Raw genomic sequence first — 16,928 nt, forward strand, 5'->3', positions numbered from 1 at the left:
CCACACACGTTGCCGCAGCTCGCCGAGTCGTGCCATCTCCGGCGCAGGGGAGGGACGAAGTGGCCATGCTGACGAGCTTCCGGGCCCCACGTCGCTGACCTGGAGGCTATCTGCGTTCTGGGAATTGCGTAGTCCAACGCCTCCCGTAGCACGTGTGCCGCACTTTCCGTGGGTGAGAGTTCGTCCAGCAGGACCACGAAGCCGAGGACCTCAGCGCGGCGGCCGCCGACAGGTGGGGCGGCCGACGCTGACAGGTTCGATCGGCCATGGGCCGACGTAGATCTCGCAGCGCGGGCGTTAGGACAAGGGTCCGCCCAGCGGCGAAGCCGCTGGGCGGACCGGTGAAGCGTCCCGTTCAGTTCTTCGCTGGAGTCATTGGAGGGTGTTGAGTGCGGTTTCTACGGTTCGATGGAAGGTCGGGTAGGTGTAGATCATGTGCTTGAGGTGGCCGGTGGGGGTCTGGGCGTGGACGGCGATGTTCAGTCCGTACAGGACCTCGCCTCCTGCGGGGCCGGCGGAGGTCGCGCCGATCAGGACGCCGCGGTCGGCGTCCTCGACGAGCTTGATGAACCCCTCGTTGCCGGGCCCGTGGACCAGGCCGCGCGCGGACGAGGCGATCGGCACCACGGCGGTGCGCACCCGCAGGCCCTGGTCGCGTGCCTGCCGTTCGGTCATTCCCACGGCGCCGATCTCGGGGTCGGTGAAGGTGACGCGGGGCAGCGCGCGGTAGTCGGCGTCGGGGCCCGGCTCACCCAGGATGTCGCGGACGGCGATCTGCGCCTGGTACATCGAGACGTGGGTGAAGGCGCCGCGGCCGGTGATGTCGCCGACCGCCCACAGCCCTTCACCGGCCCGCATCTGCCCGTCGGTGCGCACGGCGCGTGCGGCGGGGTCGATCCCCACAGTGTCGACCGCCAAAGCGGCCAGGTCGGTACGGCGGCCCGTCGCGACCAGCAGGCGTTCGGCGCGCAACGGTTCCAGGCCACCTTCGAGCAGGGCCTCGAAGGTGGTGCCGTCATGCTCGATCTGGGCGGCTCGGGCGCCGGTGCGCACGGTGACGCCATCGGCCCGAAGGGCCTGCGCGGCCAGTTCCCCGGCTTGGGGTTCCTCCTGGGACAGCAGCCGGTCCCCGCCTTCCAGGATCGTGACCGCGCATCCGAAGCGCGCGAAGACCTGGGCGAGTTCCACGCCGATCGCGCCGCCGCCGAGCACGAGCATCGAGGCCGGGACCTCCTCGGTCTCGATGGCGTCCCGGTTGGTCCAGTACGGCGTCCCCTCCAGGCCCGGCACCGGAGGGATGCGGGGCTTGGACCCGGTGGCCAGGACGACACCGCGCCCGGCCTGGAACGTGCGGTCCCCGGCGCTCACCCGGCCCGGGCCCGCCAGCCGTCCCGTTCCGCGGACCAGCCGCACGCCCTTGGCCTCAAGGCGGTCGGCGGCGATCTGGTCGTTCCAGCCGTCGGTGGCCTCCGACCGGATACGGCCGGCGACCAGGCTCCAGTCGGGGACCGCCTTGGCCTCACCGGCCAGGTCCGGGACGCGCCCGGCCTCGGCGAGCACGTTCCCGGCGCGGATCATCATCTTGCTCGGAACGCATCCCCAGTACGGGCACTCGCCCCCCACGAGCCCCGCCTCGATCCCGACCACGTCCAGGCCCGCCTCGGCCAGCGCGCCGGCGGCGAGCTCGCCGCCCGGCCCCAGCCCCACGACCACCACATCAACCTGACCACTCATGATTTCTCCTCTTTCTCGTTGCTCAGTCGCTGTTCGATGCGGGTGCCCGCGGCTCCGGACAGGAGCGCGGGTGCGTCGGTGAGGGCGCCGATCATCGCGAGGGCGCCGTGGCGGTACTCGGCGAATCGGCAGGCCGCTTCCGCCTTGGGGCCCATGGAGCCGGCCGGCAGTGGCAGCTGCCGCAGTCGCCCGGGGGTGATGTGGCGGATGGGCCGGGCGTGCGCGGTGCCGTGGTCGCGCATGATGGCCGGGACGTCGGTGAGGAGCAGCAGCGCGTCGGCCTTGAGCCGGGTCGCGAGCAGGGCGGCGGCCAGGTCCTTGTCGACCACGGCCTCGATGCCGCGATGGTCGCGGCCGGTGGGGACGCCGCCTCCGCCGGCGGCGATGACCAGGCACCCGTCATCGGTGAGGCGGGCGATGGTCGGCAGTTCGACGATGTCGCGCGGCTCCGGGGACGGGACGACACGGCGCCGGGTGGTGCCGTCCTGGCGCATGGTCCAGCCGTGCTCGGCGCGCATCCGCTCGGCTTCGGAGGCGCTGTACGTGCGGCCGACGAATTTGGTCGGGTCGCCGAACGCCGGATCGCGGGGGTCGACCACGGTCTCGGTGAGGACGGCGACGATCTCGCGGCCGGGAAGGGCGCGGCGCAGCTCGCGGGCCAGCCAGTAGCCGATCATGCCTTGCGTCTCGGCGCCGAGCACGTCGAGCGGGTACGGAGCCGACAGCGCCGGGTCTGCGGCGCTCTCGACGGCCAGCAGCCCGATCTGCGGGCCGTTGCCGTGCGTGACGATCAGGTCGTTGCCGTCCGCCAGCGTGGCCAGCCCGCGGACGGCCTCACGGACGTGGGCTATCTGCACCGCCGCGTCCGGCGGCTCACCGCGGCGCAGCAGCGCGTTGCCGCCCAGGGCGGCGACGATCCTCATCGCCGTCCCTCCAGCCGTTCGGTGAGCAGCGCGTGCAGCACCGCCTGCGCGGCGGGCAGCCGGTTGGCGGCCTGTCGGAAGGCCAGCGATTGCGGGCCGTCGATGACCTCGGCGGTGACTTCCTGGCCGCGGTGCGCCGGCAGGCAGTGCATGAAGACCGCCTGGTCGCGGGCGTGCGCCATCACCTGCTCGTTCACCTGATAGGGCGCGAGCTCTCCGGCACGGCGAGTCCGCTCGTCGTCGGCGTCGCCCATGGACAGCCAGACATCGGTGTACACGACGCTCGCACCTTTGACCGCTTCGAAGGGATCATCGGTGAGCGTGACGGCTCCGCCGCGCCGTACCGCCTCGGCGGTCGCGAACGCGACGGCCTCCGTCGCCGGTGCGTAGCCCGGCGGGGTCGCGACGGCGACGTCCATCCCGGCGAGGGCCGCGGCCTCCATCAGGCTGCGGGCGACGTTGCCGCCGTCGCCGAGGTAGGCGATGCGGTGGCCGCGCAGATGGCCGAAGTGCTCCTGGACGGTGAGCAGGTCCGCCACCGACTGCAGCGGATGGTGGCCGTCGGTCAGCGCGTTGATCACCGGGACGGGAGCCGCGGCGGCCAGGTCGGCGACGTCGGCGTCGGCGAAGGTGCGGATCACGATCGCGGCGGCATAGGAGCCCATCACCCGGGCGGTGTCGGCGATGGTCTCGCCGCGGCGGAGCTGGAGCTCGTCGGGCCCGAGGGCGACGGCCGTCCCGCCGAGCCGGGCCACCGCCGCGGCCGTCGACAGCCGGGTCCGGGTGGACGGCTTGGCGAAGTACATCGGGACGATCCGGTGGGTGAGCAGGTCGTGCGCGGACTCGGGAGCGTCCTGGAAATCGGCCGCCAGCCGAAGCAGAAGGGTCAGGTCGTCGCCGGTCAGGTCGGCTGTGCGCAGCAGGTCTTTCACGGTGTCGCCTCATTTCCGGGGGTCACGTCGTCGCGCTGGAGGGGGCAGCTCATGCAGCGGGGGCCGCCGCGTCCGCGTCCGAGTTCGCCGCCGGGGATGGTGATGACCTCGATCCCGTGGCGGCGGAGCATGGTGTTGGTGGTGACGTTGCGCTCGTAGGCGACGACCACTCCGGGTTCGAGGGCCAGCACGTTGTCGCCGTCGTCCCACTGCTCGCGCTCCGCGGCGCTCACGTCCTGCTCGGCGGTCAGGACGCGCACGCGGGGCAGGCCGAGCGCGCGGGCGATCGCTGAGCACAGCTTCTCGTTCTCCTGCACGAGGACCTCGCCACCGGCGCCGGGGGTGAGGCTGTAGGAGCGCAGCGCCGGCAGTCCTCGGTAGACGGTGAAGGCGTCCCGGTCGACCATGGTCATCACGGTGTCCAGGTGCATGAAGGCGCGGCTCCGCGGCAGTTGCGCGGCGATGACCTCCCGGGCGGCACCGGCGGTGAACAGCCGCCGGGCGAGCAGTTCGATGGCCTGCGCCGTGGTCCGCTCGCTGATCCCGATCAGGACCACGCCGTCGCCGAGGACGTGGACGTCGCCGCCTTCCAGGGAAGGCAGCGCGACGTCGGTGCCCGGGTACCAGACCGGGAGGTCGCCGCCGGTGAACATCGGGTGGTGCCGGTAGACGGCGGCCAGGTGGACGCTCTCGCGGCGCCGTGCGGCCTTGGCCATCGGGTGCAGCGTCACTCCGCCGTAGATCCACGCGGACGGGTCGCGGGTGAACAGGTGGTTGGGCAGCGGCGGCAGCACGAAGTCGCCGTCGTCCATGCCCGACAGCAGCAGGCTGTGCACGGCCAGCCCCAGCTCGGCCTTGGTGAGGCCGCCGATCAGGTGGCGGGTCAGGGTCTGGGGGTCCATGCCGTCCAGTACGGCCCGTACCGGCTCGGCCAGTGTCGGCCCCAGCGCCGCCTCGGACGCGGTGCGCCCGAGGACCTGGGCGCGGGCCTCATCGATCTTGAGGGTCTCGGCGAGCAGGTCGGCGAGGTAGTGCACCTGGACGCCGCGTTCGCGGAGCGTGTCGGCGAACACGTCGTGCTCCTGGCGGGCGCGCTTGGCCCACAGCACCTCGTCGAAGAGCAGGTCGTCCTTGTTGGCCGGGGTGAGGCGGAGGAGTTCCAGGTCGGGACGGTGCAGCAGGACCTGCCGCAGCCGTCCGACCTCGGAGGAGACGGTGAACATGGAAGGGGGTCCTTTCAGGCGGCCTGAGCGGGCGGTTCGGGCTGGTCGGGCCGGCCGGGCGGCGGGCCATAGAGTTCCGCGTCGTCGACCGCGGCTTCGACCGCGTCGTCCATCGCCTGGGAGTGGACGTGCTGGTTGCGGTACTTCAGCCAGGCGTAGACCGGCATGCCGGCGAAGATCAGCAGCGTGCCCTTGTAGACGACCTCGTAGCCGGCGCCGGCGATCGCCCAGGCCGAGTAGCCGAACGCCAGCAGCGCGATCACCGCGTCCCGGGCGAGCCGTCCGCCGGAGAACGCGGCGCGGTCGGTGGCCAGCAGCACCAACTCGGCGACGGCGGCGTAGGCATAGGGGATGACGGTGGTGAGCGTGGCCAGCAGGATGATGAAGGTGAACTGGTCGACGAGGCTGGCGTTGTAGTTCATCAGCATCAGCCCGGAGGCCAGGACGCTGGACACGACGAGCCCGACGATCGGGGTGCCGCCGCGTCCGGTGCGGGCGAACACCCGGGGGAACAGCCCGTCGCGCGCGGCGGCGAACGGGACCTGGCCCTGGAGCAGGATCCAGCCGTTGAGCGCGCCGAACGCGCTGATGGCGGCGCCCGCGGCGACCAGGTCGGCGGCCCACCCGCCGAAGGCGGCGTCGGCGGCGTCGGCGAACGGGGCGGTGGAGGTGGCCAGCGCGGCCGCCGGTACCAGGCCGAGGACCGCGACGGTGCCGAGGATGTAGATCAGCGCGGTGAGGGCGGTCCCGGCGATGGTGGCGCGCGGGATGGTCTTCTCCGGGTCCTTGACGTCCTCGGCCGGGACGGTCGCCGACTCCAGGCCGATGAACGCCCACAGGGTGAGGGCCGCGGCGGCGGTCACCGCCGAGAAGGCGCTGCCCCCACTGGCGTTGAACTCACCGAAGTTGCCGGCCTCGATGAAGAACAGCCCGCCCACCGCGATCAGCAGCAGCGGCACCAGCTTGATCACCGTCGTCACGACCTGGACGGCGCCGCCCCCGCGGACGCCGTAGGCGTTGACTGCGGTCAGCAGCCAGATCGTCGCCACACCCACACCGGCGGCGAGGAGCTTGTCATCGCCCAGCGCCGGCCAGAAGTGGGTGAGGTAGCCGACGAACGCGATCGCGATCGCCGCGTTGCCGGCCCACACCGCGATCCAGTAGCCCCAGGCGGTCTGGAACCCGACGAAGTCCCCGAACGCCCGCCGCGCGTAGGCGTACGGGCCGCCGGTACGCGGGTAGGCCCGGGCCATGCGGGCGAACACCAGGGCCAGCAGGATCGCGCCGGTCGCGGTGAACCCCCACGCGACCAGGCTGATCGGCCCGTACGCGGCGAGCGAACTGGGGAGCAGGAACACCCCCGACCCGATCATGTTGCCCACCACCAGGGCCGTGGCCATCCACAACCCCAGCTTCCGGCGGGCGGGTTTCGCGCTCATGAGTGCCTCCTCGGCTCGGCGGATCGTGGTGGTTCCAGCTGATCAGCAAGCAGCGCGGCCCGGCCCCGGTCTAGCGGGCGATCGGTGCCGCGGTCTCGTCGCGGCGTACGCGCCTATGGGACCTGGTCGGTAGGTCGGATGAGCACCTCGCCGGGCGCTTCGGCCGCCGGCGACTTCAACGGGTCGGCGCGCCGGGCCCCGACCGCCACGCGGGCGCCCTCCGCCGACAGTGCCAGGGCGGTGGCCGCACCGATGCCGGACGAAGCTCCGGTGATGAGGGCGTCCCTTCCGTCCAAGGTGGTGTTCATCATTTCCTTTCGGCCTGGAGCGAGGTGTCGGGGCAAGGCGAGCCGAGCGGAATCAAGCGGCCCTTTCCTGCCCGGTGGGGGCCTCCTTCGCGGCGGCCGCTTCGTCGGCCGGGGCGGTTGCCGGGGCGGCCTCCTCGCGGAAATGGATCTCCCGGTGGGTGCCGTCGCACAGCGGTTTGCCGGCGGAGTGGCCGCAGCGGCACAGGGTCATCCGGTTGCGGGTCTCCAGGGGCCGCCCGTCCGCACGCAGGACGGGCACGCCGCCGGTGACCCACAGGGCGCTGGCCAGGCCGTCCTCCTCCTCGAGTACGGAGATGGCCTGGGGGAGGTCGGGTTCGATGGTCTCGCCGCCGCGTTCGAGGGCGTAGCTGTAGGAACCGGAGGGGCAGTGGTCGATGCGGCCCATGATGTTGGAGCGCACATCGCTGTCGCCGGTGTCGTCGAGCATCTTGGCGATGGGCCGGGTGCGTCCGATGCAGAAGGCGGCGTGGATGCACAGTTCGCCGACCCGCTGGGCGGAGATGCCGATCCCGTCGTGGACGTGCTGGAGTTCCTCGTAGGGCCGGGTGACGGCGTTCTCGGTGCCGTCGAAGCCGATCACGGCGTGGGTGCCGTCGCAGAACGGTTTCGAGCCGGAGCGGCCGCAGCGGCACAGCGCGTAGGTCTCCTCGGTGGGCAGAGCCTCGCCGGTCTTCCAGGTCAGCGCGTCGCCCCCAGCCGAGACGATCTTGCGCTTGCGGCTGAGCGGCACTCCGCCGTACACGAGGTAGGGGCCGTCGGGGAGGACGACGATCCGGCGCTGATCGCCGATGCTCCACCGGCGGAGTTCGGGCGGCACGTACTCGAAGGTGGGCCCGGCGGTCGTGCCCTCTCCGTCGGGCATCCGCATCAGGGCCTCGGCTTGCGCCTTGAGCCCGTACATGGTGCCGGTGGCGACCGCGAGCATCCTCGGGCTGCCGTTGAAGGCCTGCTCCAACAGGTGCAGGATCGCGCAGTAGGTGTGGTTGAACTCCTCCTGGGCCGTACGGATCGCGCTGCCCGGAGCGTGGTCGGCGAGTCGCGGGTCGCGCCTCATCGGACGGACGCCGTCGAGGTCCACACCGATCGGCTCGCCGGTGGGGCCGGAGTGCGGGGTGTCGCCGCGCCGGTAGCGCCGGCCGGCTCTCAGCTCCTGGAAGCGGTAGTAGTGCGCGACCTCGTCCCGGTCGGGATGGTGGACGTCCGGGTCGCCGTCCCAGACCTCGCCGCGGGCCGTGCCCTCACCCTGTTCGACGATCACCTCCAGCGCGGCCAGCGCCGACGCGAGATCGGCGACCGCCGTCAGCCGGCCGGCGGTGTTGCGGAAGTGGACGTTGGTCACCTGGCGGCCAGGATCGCCGCGGAAGACCTCCTCCTCGCCGAGTTCGTCGCACAAGCGGCGCAGCCCGTCCTCGATCGCGGCGTAGAACTGCCCGATCGTCTCGTAGCCGTCGCTCTCCGCCGGGGCGCCGGGCGGTGCCGGCCGTTCGAGCCGGAGGAAGACGTCCAGAGCCTCCGGGCCGAACGGGAGCAGCGACAGCTCCAGGGTGCGGTCACCGTGCGGCAGCCGGCGCGGGTGGGGCTGCAGCATCCGCGGCAGGTCCAGCCGCGGGTGTCCGCCGATGGCGTTGAGCAGGTTGGCGGCCAGCGCCAGGTGCAGCATCTCTTCGGTGAAGACGCTCGCCACCACCCCGACGGCCTCGGGGTTGCGTCGCGGGTCGAGCGAGTAGAGCGCGCACAGGTACGGCGGCAGGGTCGCGTGTTCGAGCTCGATCGCCCACTGCAGGTGCTCACGCAGATCGTCGAGTGTCGCGATCCGCGCCGGCGTGGCGGGGACAACGGCATGCTGGTTCTGTCCTGGATGATTCACGGGTGTCTCGCTTCGGCTGTCGAAGGTTGGATCGGAACGGCTGAACTCTCCGGCCTCCGCGGGCTCAGGCGCCTTCGCCGGAGCCGTGCCGGCCGGGACGGGAGTGGCCTTCCAGCTCCTCGATCGCACCGAGCAGGTTGCGGAGTCCGATCTCCTCGCGCTGGACGTCGACGGGATCGAACGGCCACTCCGAGGCCGGTAGGCCGGCGACCTCCTGCGGCCGGCTCGACTCGGCCAGGTGCAGTTCCGCCTTGATTTCGATCTCGAGTTCGATCTCGAAGCCGTCGTCGCCGGTCTTCGTGCTCATCGTTCCTCCAGGAAGGGCTTGGACGGACGCCCGTGGGCCGGGCGCTTGACCGCATGGATCAGCTGCATCGAGACCTGTCCGGAGGCGAACAGGCGGGTGAGGCTCTCGCCCTGGCGGACCGCCAGCGCGAAGGCGCGGTCGTGGCGGTGCCTGTCGGCCACGACAGCGGCGACCTGCTCGGCGCGCTGGGACCACGACAGCGGCGCGCCGTCGGGCCGGTCGATCTGTTCGACCAGTTCGAACCCCGTACCGGCGAGGAGTTCCACGAGCTCCCGCTGAGTGGGGAAGACGTTCCCGTCCGGAGCCGGGAACACCCACGGGCCCCGGGCGACGACCACCAGAAGACCCAGCGGGGAACCCGGCATCAGCACCCGGTGGATTTCGCGGAGCAGAGCGGCCTTGTCCTGGACGGTGTCCAGCACTCCCAGGCACCAGGCGGCGTCGGCCGACTCCGTGCGGAGCGGCATCCGGTCGCCACTCGCCTGGATGACCGGCAGCCCGAACAGCCGGGCGGCGGCGCGGCACGCGGCCGGCATCGGCTCCAGCAGGATGGGCCGGACCCCGAACCGCTTGGCCGCCCAGGCCGCCGGACCTCCGGTTCCGGCGCCGACGTCCAGCAGCCTGGTCCCTGCCGACAGTTCGCACGCCTCCGCCAGCCAGACGAGTGCGGCCGGATTCGCGCTGCCGCGGCAGGCGGCCGGAATCGCGTGCCGCTCCCCCAGTTGCTCGACGGCGTCAGCGGTCCAGCCGGCGACGTCATCGAACTCGGCGACCATTGCCGATGCGGTCACAGCAGGTCTCCTGTCCGGTCGACGGCGCCGGCTCTCCCGGCGGACCGCCCGCTGTCGTGATGTGGTGGTGGGTCAGGAATCGCGAGGGGCCCGGAGGTGGGCGCGCTGGGCGAGCTCCGCCTCGTCCACCAGGGTGAGCATGGGCTTGCCGGGTTCGCAGAGCATCGTGACGGTGAAACGGAGCGGGACATCGTCGCGGCCGTTGCCGTCCTGGTAGTGGATGACGTCGCCGCCGGTCTCCCAGAACGCCTCGCCGGCGCCGACGGCCCGCTCCGGCCGCCCTTCGATCTCCAGCCGCATCTCGCCCTCCAGCACGTACCCGAAGGCGGGTCCCGAGTGCCGGTGCGGCGGCGTACCGGGATCGCCGGGCGGGTACTCGATGACCACGGTCATCACGTGCGCGCCCGGTGGGATGAAGGGCGGCTCGGCCTCCTGGAGGACGGTGAGCGCCGTCTGCCACGCGGACGACCTGGCTTCCGGTTCGGTGACCGGATCAGTGCCGGACATGGGACAACCTTTCTGACCGATGGGCGTGGGACGGGCTGAGGCGCTATTCGCCGGAGGACTTCAACCAGTCGGCGTACGTGATCTCGCCGAGGGTCGCCTCGCCGGCCGGCACGAGGTCCGGCTCGTTCAGCTCCGCTCCGAAGTAGTGCGCGTGCGTGTCGGTGACGACCTTGCGCGGGTCGTCCCAGGCGTCGAGGGCGTTCCGGAAGAACTCGTCCATCTGGAGCCGCTCGGGTCCGGCGATCTCGATCGTCCCGTTCAGCGGCGAGCCCACCGCGGTCCTGCCGACCGCCTTGGCGACCTCGTCACCCGCGATGGGCTGGAAGGCCACCGGCGGCATCGCGACGCTGGCGCCGTCCGTGGCCCCGTCCGCGATCCTGCGGGTGAACTCGAAGAACTGCGTCGAGTGCACGATCGAGAACGGGATCGACGACTTCTTGATCAGGTTCTCCTGGGCGAGCTTGGCCCGGAAGTAGCCGATGTCGGGCCGCCGGTCGGTGCCCACCACCGACAGCACGACATGGTGGCGCACCCCCGCCTTCGCCTCCGCCGCCAGCAGGTTGCGGGTCGAGGTCTCGAAGAACTCCAGTACCGCGGCGTCCTCGAACGAGGGGGAGTTCGACACGTCGATCACCACGGAAGCACCGGTCAGGACCTCGTCCAGTCCCTTGCCGGTGAGCGTGTCGACGCCGGTGTTCGGCGCGGCGGCCACCGCCTCATGGCCGTGCTCGCCGAGCTTCGCCACGAGCTTCGACCCGATCATGCCGGTACCGCCGATTACCACGATCTTCATGAGAGTCCTTCCTTCTCGCCCGGGGCGCTCGGTGCGCGCCCCGGTCGCCAGTTAAGACAGGGCACCCCTCATGGCTGTGACAACTCCGGCCAGAGATCTTCGAAGTCGCGCTTTCGACGCGAGGTGTCACAGGCGGGGGCGCTGCCCTGTCTTTCAAAGGACGGACTCATGGAGCGACGGGAGCGACATCGTGCCGCCGGCAGACACCAGGTACCGGATCCGGGTCCGGATGACCGCGCGCCCGGTCGACGAGCCGCACCGCAGCGCCAGCCCGCTCGAACTGCTTTTCGATCTCACCTTCGTGGTGGCCGTCGCGGCCGTCACCGGCCAGTTCGCCCACGACATCGCCGACGGACACGCCATGGCCGGGCTCGCCCCGTTCCTGCAGGTCTTCTTCGCGGTGTGGTGGGCGTGGATGAACTTCACCTGGTTCGCGTCGTCGTACGACACCGACGACGTCGCCTACCGGCTGCTGACCATGGTGCAGATGGCCGGTGCCCTGGTCCTCGCCGCGGGGGTACCCGCCGCGGCCGACGACTCCGACTACCGCGCGATCACGCTCGGCTACTTCATCATGCGGATCGCACTCGTCGCCCAATGGCTGCGGGCCGGCGCCGAGGACTCCGCGGGCCGCCGCACCGCGCTGCGCTACGCCGCCGGCATCTCCGCCCTCCAAGCAGGATGGGTCCTGCGTCTCGTCCTCACCGAGACGGGAAACGTTCCGTCAGCGATCCAGCTGCCGACCTTCATCGGCCTGGCCGTCCTGGAACTGGCGGTGCCGCGGTGGGCGGAGCGGGCCAGGCCCACCAACTGGCACCCGCACCACATCGCCGAACGCTACGGCCTGTTCACGATCATCCTCTTCGGTGAGAGCGTCCTGGCCGCCTCGAACGGAGTCGAAGGAGCGCTCGAAGCGGCCGAGGTCAGCGCCCCCCTCGTCATCATCGCCGGCTCCGGCCTCGTCCTGCTGTTCGCCCTCTGGTGGCTCTACTTCCTCGCCCCGGCAGGCGAAGGTCTCGACGACCGGCGGCACCGGTCCTACCTGTGGGGGTACGGCCACTACGCCATCTTCGCCGCCCTCACGGCCCTCGGCGCCGGCCTCGAGGTAGCGGTCGAGCAGACCGGTCACGACCTCAAGGCCACACCCCTCGCCATCTGCTACGCCGTGGCCATCCCCGCCGCGACGTTCGTCGTCACGCACTGGCTCTTCCACAGGCCCATCGTCACCGAACCGGTCACCCACCCCGCCGCGGTGCTGTCCGCCGCCACCGCCGTCCTGATCCTGCCGCTCGCGGCACCGCGGATCGGAGTGGCCTCCGTCATCGCGGCGATCGCGGGCGTCTGCGTCCTGACGACCATCATCACCATCCTTCCGAAAGGCGGCCGCAGGCCCTGGATCCCGCAGGTGCCCGTTCCCACCGAATGATTCCCATGAAACGAGCAGTGACTGGAGGGACAGTGACGACCAACGACGGGGCCGACACCGGACCACCCCGGACGCCCTTATCCCGCTCGGGTGCGGCCATGACCAAGACGACCTTGAACTGGGAGGAGTCGACGTCGTGCCGTTCACTCGACCCCGATCTGTTCTTTCCGGTGGCCGGGGAGTCCGTCTACACGACACAGATCGCGGCGATCCGGCGGATCTGCGCCGCCTGCCCCGCCGCGAGCCCGTGCCTGGAGTGGGCCTTGAGTACAGGTGAGCCGGACGGCATCTGGGCCGGCACCACCCCCGACGAGCGCCGCCGGCTCCGGGCGGGCCGAAGAGCCGGCCGTCCCGCGCATCCTCACGCCCAGAAGGCCGACATCACCTGATCCGCCAGCCCTCCGATGACCCCAGCGAAATCGGTCTCGCCCTCAAGGAGCCTTTCATGACCACATCAGCCACCGCCGCGACGTCCATCCCTGGCGGAACCCAGCCTCTGCTGCACCAGAAAGGCCGTGAACTGCAGGCCTTCGGCACCGTCAAGCAGCTTCCGATCGGCCTGTCCCACGACACCCGCATGTACTCCTGCCAGCGCCTGAACCGCATCCTGGCCGACACGCAGATGCTGTACTCGCTCTACAAGAAGCATCACTGGCTCGTACGCGGCGCCACCTTCTATCAGCTGCACCTCGTGCTCGACAAGCACGCCGACGAGCAGCTCGCCCTCGTCGACACGCTGGCCGAACGGGTACAGAGCCTCGGCGGTGTCGCGGTCGGCGACCCACGCCACACCGCCGAGATCACCGGCGTCCCGCGCCCGCCCAACGGCGTGGAGGAGGTGCCCGCCATGCTCTCGCGGCTGCTTGAGGCACACGAGCTGATCCTGATCGACGCGCGCGACGCGGCCGCCCGCGTCGCCGAGCTCGGCGACGACGGCAGCAACGACCTGATCGTCTCCTCGGTGGTCCGCACCGGCGAAGCCCAGACCTGGTTCCTCGCCGAGCACCTGGTCGACACACCCCTGATCCGCGCGTGATCCCCCGTCGAACAGCACCACCGGCCGCCCAAGCGGACGAGGCCCTGATCACCACCGTGAAGGTCACCGACAACCCGATCGACAGACGCTACGAGGCCTGGCTCGACGGCAACCTGGCCGGATTCGCCGAGTACGCGCGAAAACCCACTCGGATCACGTTCGTGCACACGCAGGTGAACCCGGCGTATGAAGGACACGGGATCGGAACGGCGCTGGTCCGCGCCTCACTGGACGCCGCCCGGGCACACGGCTTGACAGTGCGCGCGGTGTGCCCGTTCTACGCCGCCTGGATCAAACGCCACCCCGAGTACCAGGACCTGCTGACCCGGCGGTAGCCGGCCAGGGCTTCGGTCGACCGCTGTCGCTCGCGACAGCGGTCGATCTGGCTCCAGCCCACCAGGTCCATCGGCCTGACCAGATGGCGGCGACCGAGAGCGGCACCAGCCGCTGATGCTGGAGTCCGCCGAGCGGAATTCACGAGAGGGTGCGGCGGCCGGAGATGATCTGGGGGTGGATGCGGATGTAGTGCCCGCTTTCGCCGGGCGCCCAGGAGTGGAGGGGCAGGGCGCGCAGGGTGGTCAGGTCGGCCGGGTCGGTCACCCCCCGGGCCCGCCCGATGACCGCGACGGACCAGCCGGTACGGGAGACGGCGTCGTAGTCGTCGATCTCGAAGGCGACGACCGCATCGTGGACGGCGGTGGCGAGCCGGGACGCGGGACAGGTGCGTATGATCACGTCGCCCTCGGCGAGGACGTAGTTGACCGGCTGGACGGCGGGAAGGGCGCTGTCGGTGAAGACGATGCGCCCGAGCGGCGTGGCGGCGAGCAGAGCCCGGCATTCCCCGGTGCCGAGGATCTCCAGCCCGCCGTGGTCGAGTCGCATGGCGGCCTCAGGCTTCCTGGTTCGCGGGACCCCTGTCAGGGACCGAAGTCCCTGATTTCGGGACGGACATGGTGCGCGGTACGGACCGACGCCCATTTGGCGAGTTCGACGACCGCGTACGTGAGGACGGCCACGGCGGCGATGCGTGCCCAGGCCGGGGCGGCCAGGGGCGCGGAGTGGAACACGTCGTTCATGACGGGTGCGTAGGTGTACAGGATCTGGATGGCGATGAGGGCGAGGGCACCCGCGCCGACCCAGGGGTTGCGGCGGACGCCACGCCACAGCAGTGGCCGGTCCAGCGACAAGCAGTTGAACAGGTAGGCCAGCAGCGTCGCCGCGAACACGTTCACCACGACGGTGCGGGCTTGGTCGAGGGAGGCGCCGTGGGCCTGTTCCCAGTGGAAGAGGCCGAAGGCGCCGGCCAGCAGGAACGCCGAGACCAGGAGGATGCGGGCGGTCAAGGGACGGGTGATGAGGGGCAGGGCGGGGTCGCGGGGTGGGCGCCGCATGATGTTCTCGTCGCGGGGCTCGACGGCGAACGGCAGCCCGAGCACGAGCACGGCGGTCATGTTCAGCCACAGCACCTGGGTGGACAGGATCGGCAGCTCGCCGCCGCCGAGGATCGCCGCCATCAGCACCAGGCCAAGGCCGATGTTGGCGGGCAGCGCCCAGACGATGAACTTGACCAGGTTGTCGAAGACGCCGCGCCCCTCCTCGACGGCGGCCACGATGGAGGCGAAGTCGTCGTCGGTGAGGACGATGTCGGACGACTCCTTGGCGACCTCGGTGCCGCCGCGTCCCATCGCCACACCGATATCGGCCTGCTTGAGCGCCGGAGCGTCGTTGACGCCGTCCCCGGTCATCGCGATGACGTGCGACCGGCTCTGCAGTGCCTGAACGAGGCGGAGCTTCTGCTCCGGAGAGACCCGGGCGAACACGGCGGTCTCCTCGACCGCGGCGGCCAGCTCGGCATCATTGCAAGCGGCCAGATCCGTCCCCGTCAGAACCGGGCCGCCCAGGCCGATCCGCGCACCGATGGCGCGGGCGGTGGCGGCATGGTCACCGGTGATCATCTTGACCTGGACGCCCGCGGTCCGGCAGGCGCGGACGGCGCGCGCCGCCTCGTCCCGGGGCGGGTCGTGCATGGCCTGCAACCCCAGGAAGACCAGCCGGGGCAGGTCGCCGAGCCGGTCGGCCGCGGGATCGGTGCGGGCGCGGGCGAAGGCGAGCACACGCAGGGCCTGGCCACCGTACGCGTGGGCGAGCTCGGTGATGCCTTCGTGGTCGAGCGGTTCGGGCTCGCCACTCTGGCCGAGTTGGGTGTCGCACATGGCCAGGACCCGTTCCACCGAACCCTTGACGTAGATGGTGCCGCCCGGGTGCAACGTGGCCATGTACTGGCGCTGGGAGCTGAACGGGATCGTGCCCAGCCGCTCGGGGGCCTCGCCGATGCCCGCCTTGGCCGCGCTGACGACCAGCGCGCCCTCGGTCGGATCACCGACCAGGCCGGCCCCGTCTTCGCCTTCTCCGTCATGGGTGATCCGCGCGTCGTTGCAGGCCAGCCCGGCCAGCAGGCACTCGCGCACCGCCTGGGCCGCGGCCGGGTCGGCCGGCACGATCTCACCGCGCGGGGCGTACCCGATACCGGTCACCTCGTACAGGCGGCCGGCCGCGGCGACGCCGGTGACGGTCATCTGGTTGCGGGTCAGCGTCCCGGTCTTGTCGGTACAGATCACGGTGACGCTGCCCAGCGTCTCCACGGCCGGGAGGTGACGGACGATGGCGTTGCGCCGCACCATGCGCGCCACCCCGAACGCCAGGGTGATCGTCACGACCGCCGGGAGTCCCTCGGGGATGGCGCCGACCGCAAGGGCCACCGCGGCGGTCAGCATCTGCGCGGCGGGCTGTCCGCGCAGCACCCCGACGGTGAACGTGACGGCCGCGAGCCCAAGAATCGCCACGGTGACCACCCGGCTGAACCGGGCGATCTTGCGCGTCAGCGGCGTCTGGACCGAGACCGCCTGGTCGACGAGCCGATGCACCAGGCCGATCTCGGTGTCCGCGCCGGTGGCGGTGACGATGCCGGTCGCGGTGCCGTAGGTGGCGAACGTCCCGGAATAGGCCATGTCGCGGCGGTCGGCCAGCACGGACTCGCCCAGCGGAGCGGGATCCTTGGCGACCGGGGCGGACTCGCCGGTCAGCGCCGACTCGTCCACCTTGAGCTCGGCGACCTGGACCAGGCGCAGGTCGGCGGGCATCCTGTCGCCGGCCTCCAGCACCACCACGTCCCCGGGGACCAGGTCGTCCGATGACACGCGGGCGCGCCGCCCGTCCCGGACGGCCGTGGCGATGGTGCGGGTCAGCGCGGCGAGCGCGGCCAGCGCCCGCTCGGCCCGCGCCTCCTGGACGAACCCGACGATCGCGTTGACCAGGACCACGCCCAGGATCACCGAGGCATCGACGTGCTCGCCCAGGACGGTGGTGATGACCGCGGAGACCAGCAGCACGTAGATCAGCGGGCTGTGGAACTGCAGGAGGAAGCGCAGCACCGGCCCGCGCCGGCGTGCCACTGGGAGGGTGTTGGGCCCGTGCGCGACCAGCCGCGCGGCGGCCTCTTCGGAGGTGAGCCCGCGGCCGATGTCGGTGACCAGGTCACTCGCCACCTCAGAGGCGGTGCGCTGGTACGGCGGGCCGGGGTCGGTCGTCATCGTCACGCTCCCAGCCTCGCGTCCGCGCGAG

At 71.3% G+C, this 16,928-nt stretch carries 17 protein-coding genes; 4 read left to right on the forward strand and 13 right to left on the reverse strand.

What is annotated here, in order from left to right; genetic code table 11:
* Positions 1–372: 372 nt before the first annotated feature.
* From ACH34Q_RS22660 to ACH34Q_RS22710, 11 genes are all read right to left on the reverse strand, one after another.
* Entirely contained in the window at positions 373–1,734 is a 1,362-nt protein-coding gene (locus ACH34Q_RS22660) for a dihydrolipoyl dehydrogenase family protein (RefSeq protein ID WP_395985014.1), read from the reverse strand.
* Complete coding sequence (locus tag ACH34Q_RS22665; RefSeq protein WP_395985015.1) at positions 1,731–2,657, reverse strand: carbamate kinase; 927 nt, start codon at positions 2,655–2,657, stop codon at positions 1,731–1,733. The genes ACH34Q_RS22660 and ACH34Q_RS22665 overlap by 4 nt, the downstream gene beginning before the upstream one ends.
* Positions 2,654–3,589, reverse strand: a complete 936-nt coding sequence (argF, locus tag ACH34Q_RS22670) for an ornithine carbamoyltransferase (RefSeq protein ID WP_395985016.1) — start codon at positions 3,587–3,589, stop codon at positions 2,654–2,656. Before argF ends, ACH34Q_RS22665 begins: the two co-directional genes overlap by 4 nt.
* Entirely contained in the window at positions 3,586–4,812 is a 1,227-nt protein-coding gene (locus tag ACH34Q_RS22675) for an arginine deiminase (protein ID WP_395985017.1), read from the reverse strand. The genes argF and ACH34Q_RS22675 overlap by 4 nt, the downstream gene beginning before the upstream one ends.
* Positions 4,813–4,826: 14 nt before the next feature.
* Complete coding sequence (locus tag ACH34Q_RS22680) at positions 4,827–6,251, reverse strand: amino acid permease (protein ID WP_395985018.1); 1,425 nt, start codon at positions 6,249–6,251, stop codon at positions 4,827–4,829.
* Positions 6,252–6,364: 113 nt separating this feature from the next.
* Positions 6,365–6,559 (reverse strand): SDR family NAD(P)-dependent oxidoreductase, encoded by a 195-nt coding sequence (locus tag ACH34Q_RS22685; protein WP_395985019.1) that lies wholly within the window; start codon positions 6,557–6,559, stop codon positions 6,365–6,367.
* A 52-nt stretch (positions 6,560–6,611) separates the two neighbouring features.
* The gene (locus tag ACH34Q_RS22690; RefSeq protein WP_395985020.1) at positions 6,612–8,447 is read right to left on the reverse strand and encodes a ferritin-like domain-containing protein; all 1,836 of its coding nucleotides are present in this window, start codon (positions 8,445–8,447) and stop codon (positions 6,612–6,614) included.
* Between the two features lie 64 nt (positions 8,448–8,511).
* On the reverse strand, positions 8,512–8,754 hold the full coding sequence (locus ACH34Q_RS22695; RefSeq protein WP_395985021.1) for a hypothetical protein: 243 nt from the start codon (positions 8,752–8,754) through the stop codon (positions 8,512–8,514).
* Complete coding sequence (locus ACH34Q_RS22700) at positions 8,751–9,545, reverse strand: class I SAM-dependent methyltransferase (RefSeq protein WP_395985022.1); 795 nt, start codon at positions 9,543–9,545, stop codon at positions 8,751–8,753. The genes ACH34Q_RS22695 and ACH34Q_RS22700 overlap by 4 nt, the downstream gene beginning before the upstream one ends.
* A 72-nt stretch (positions 9,546–9,617) precedes the next feature.
* Positions 9,618–10,052, reverse strand: coding sequence for a cupin domain-containing protein (locus ACH34Q_RS22705; protein ID WP_395985023.1), 435 nt, complete (start codon positions 10,050–10,052; stop codon positions 9,618–9,620).
* 43 nt (positions 10,053–10,095) lie between these two features.
* Entirely contained in the window at positions 10,096–10,845 is a 750-nt protein-coding gene (locus tag ACH34Q_RS22710) for an SDR family oxidoreductase (RefSeq protein WP_395985024.1), read from the reverse strand.
* A 190-nt stretch (positions 10,846–11,035) separates the two neighbouring features.
* Here ACH34Q_RS22710 and ACH34Q_RS22715 point away from each other — a divergent pair, with 190 nt between their 5' ends.
* From ACH34Q_RS22715 to ACH34Q_RS22730, 4 genes are all read left to right on the forward strand, one after another.
* Positions 11,036–12,271, forward strand: a complete 1,236-nt coding sequence (locus ACH34Q_RS22715; RefSeq protein ID WP_395985025.1) for a low temperature requirement protein A — start codon at positions 11,036–11,038, stop codon at positions 12,269–12,271.
* Positions 12,272–12,369: 98 nt separating this feature from the next.
* Positions 12,370–12,660: a WhiB family transcriptional regulator gene (locus ACH34Q_RS22720; protein WP_395985026.1), complete on the forward strand. Its 291-nt coding sequence runs from the start codon at positions 12,370–12,372 to the stop codon at positions 12,658–12,660.
* Positions 12,661–12,716: 56 nt separating this feature from the next.
* The gene (locus ACH34Q_RS22725; protein ID WP_395985027.1) at positions 12,717–13,307 is read left to right on the forward strand and encodes a Dps family protein; all 591 of its coding nucleotides are present in this window, start codon (positions 12,717–12,719) and stop codon (positions 13,305–13,307) included.
* On the forward strand, positions 13,304–13,642 hold the full coding sequence (locus ACH34Q_RS22730) for a GNAT family N-acetyltransferase (protein WP_395985028.1): 339 nt from the start codon (positions 13,304–13,306) through the stop codon (positions 13,640–13,642). Before ACH34Q_RS22725 ends, ACH34Q_RS22730 begins: the two co-directional genes overlap by 4 nt.
* A 139-nt stretch (positions 13,643–13,781) precedes the next feature.
* Here the strand turns inward: ACH34Q_RS22730 and ACH34Q_RS22735 are convergent, their stop codons facing one another.
* Entirely contained in the window at positions 13,782–14,189 is a 408-nt protein-coding gene (locus tag ACH34Q_RS22735) for a pyridoxamine 5'-phosphate oxidase family protein (RefSeq protein ID WP_395985029.1), read from the reverse strand.
* A gap of 35 nt (positions 14,190–14,224) precedes the next feature.
* Entirely contained in the window at positions 14,225–16,897 is a 2,673-nt protein-coding gene (locus ACH34Q_RS22740) for an HAD-IC family P-type ATPase (protein WP_395985183.1), read from the reverse strand.
* Positions 16,898–16,928 lie beyond the last annotated feature (31 nt).

The sequence above is a fragment of the Actinomadura sp. 9N407 genome, from assembly GCF_044326315.1.
Classification (GTDB): Bacteria; Actinomycetota; Actinomycetes; order Streptosporangiales; family Streptosporangiaceae; genus Spirillospora.

What these genes read in the sequence shown, in the direction of transcription:
- ACH34Q_RS22735 (WP_395985029.1), bottom strand. Translation starts at nt 14,189, where the DNA reads ATGCGACTCGACCACGGCGGGCTGGAGATCCTCGGCACCGGGGAATGC.
- ACH34Q_RS22740 (WP_395985183.1), bottom strand. Translation starts at nt 16,897, where the DNA reads ATGACGACCGACCCCGGCCCGCCGTACCAGCGCACCGCCTCTGAGGTG.
- ACH34Q_RS22680 (WP_395985018.1), bottom strand. Translation starts at nt 6,251, where the DNA reads ATGAGCGCGAAACCCGCCCGCCGGAAGCTGGGGTTGTGGATGGCCACG.
- ACH34Q_RS22710 (WP_395985024.1), bottom strand. Translation starts at nt 10,845, where the DNA reads ATGAAGATCGTGGTAATCGGCGGTACCGGCATGATCGGGTCGAAGCTC.
- ACH34Q_RS22705 (WP_395985023.1), bottom strand. Translation starts at nt 10,052, where the DNA reads ATGTCCGGCACTGATCCGGTCACCGAACCGGAAGCCAGGTCGTCCGCG.
- ACH34Q_RS22660 (WP_395985014.1), bottom strand. Translation starts at nt 1,734, where the DNA reads ATGAGTGGTCAGGTTGATGTGGTGGTCGTGGGGCTGGGGCCGGGCGGC.
- ACH34Q_RS22675 (WP_395985017.1), bottom strand. Translation starts at nt 4,812, where the DNA reads ATGTTCACCGTCTCCTCCGAGGTCGGACGGCTGCGGCAGGTCCTGCTG.
- ACH34Q_RS22665 (WP_395985015.1), bottom strand. Translation starts at nt 2,657, where the DNA reads ATGAGGATCGTCGCCGCCCTGGGCGGCAACGCGCTGCTGCGCCGCGGT.
- ACH34Q_RS22720 (WP_395985026.1), top strand. Translation starts at nt 12,370, where the DNA reads ATGACCAAGACGACCTTGAACTGGGAGGAGTCGACGTCGTGCCGTTCA.
- ACH34Q_RS22695 (WP_395985021.1), bottom strand. Translation starts at nt 8,754, where the DNA reads ATGAGCACGAAGACCGGCGACGACGGCTTCGAGATCGAACTCGAGATC.
- ACH34Q_RS22685 (WP_395985019.1), bottom strand. Translation starts at nt 6,559, where the DNA reads ATGAACACCACCTTGGACGGAAGGGACGCCCTCATCACCGGAGCTTCG.
- ACH34Q_RS22725 (WP_395985027.1), top strand. Translation starts at nt 12,717, where the DNA reads ATGACCACATCAGCCACCGCCGCGACGTCCATCCCTGGCGGAACCCAG.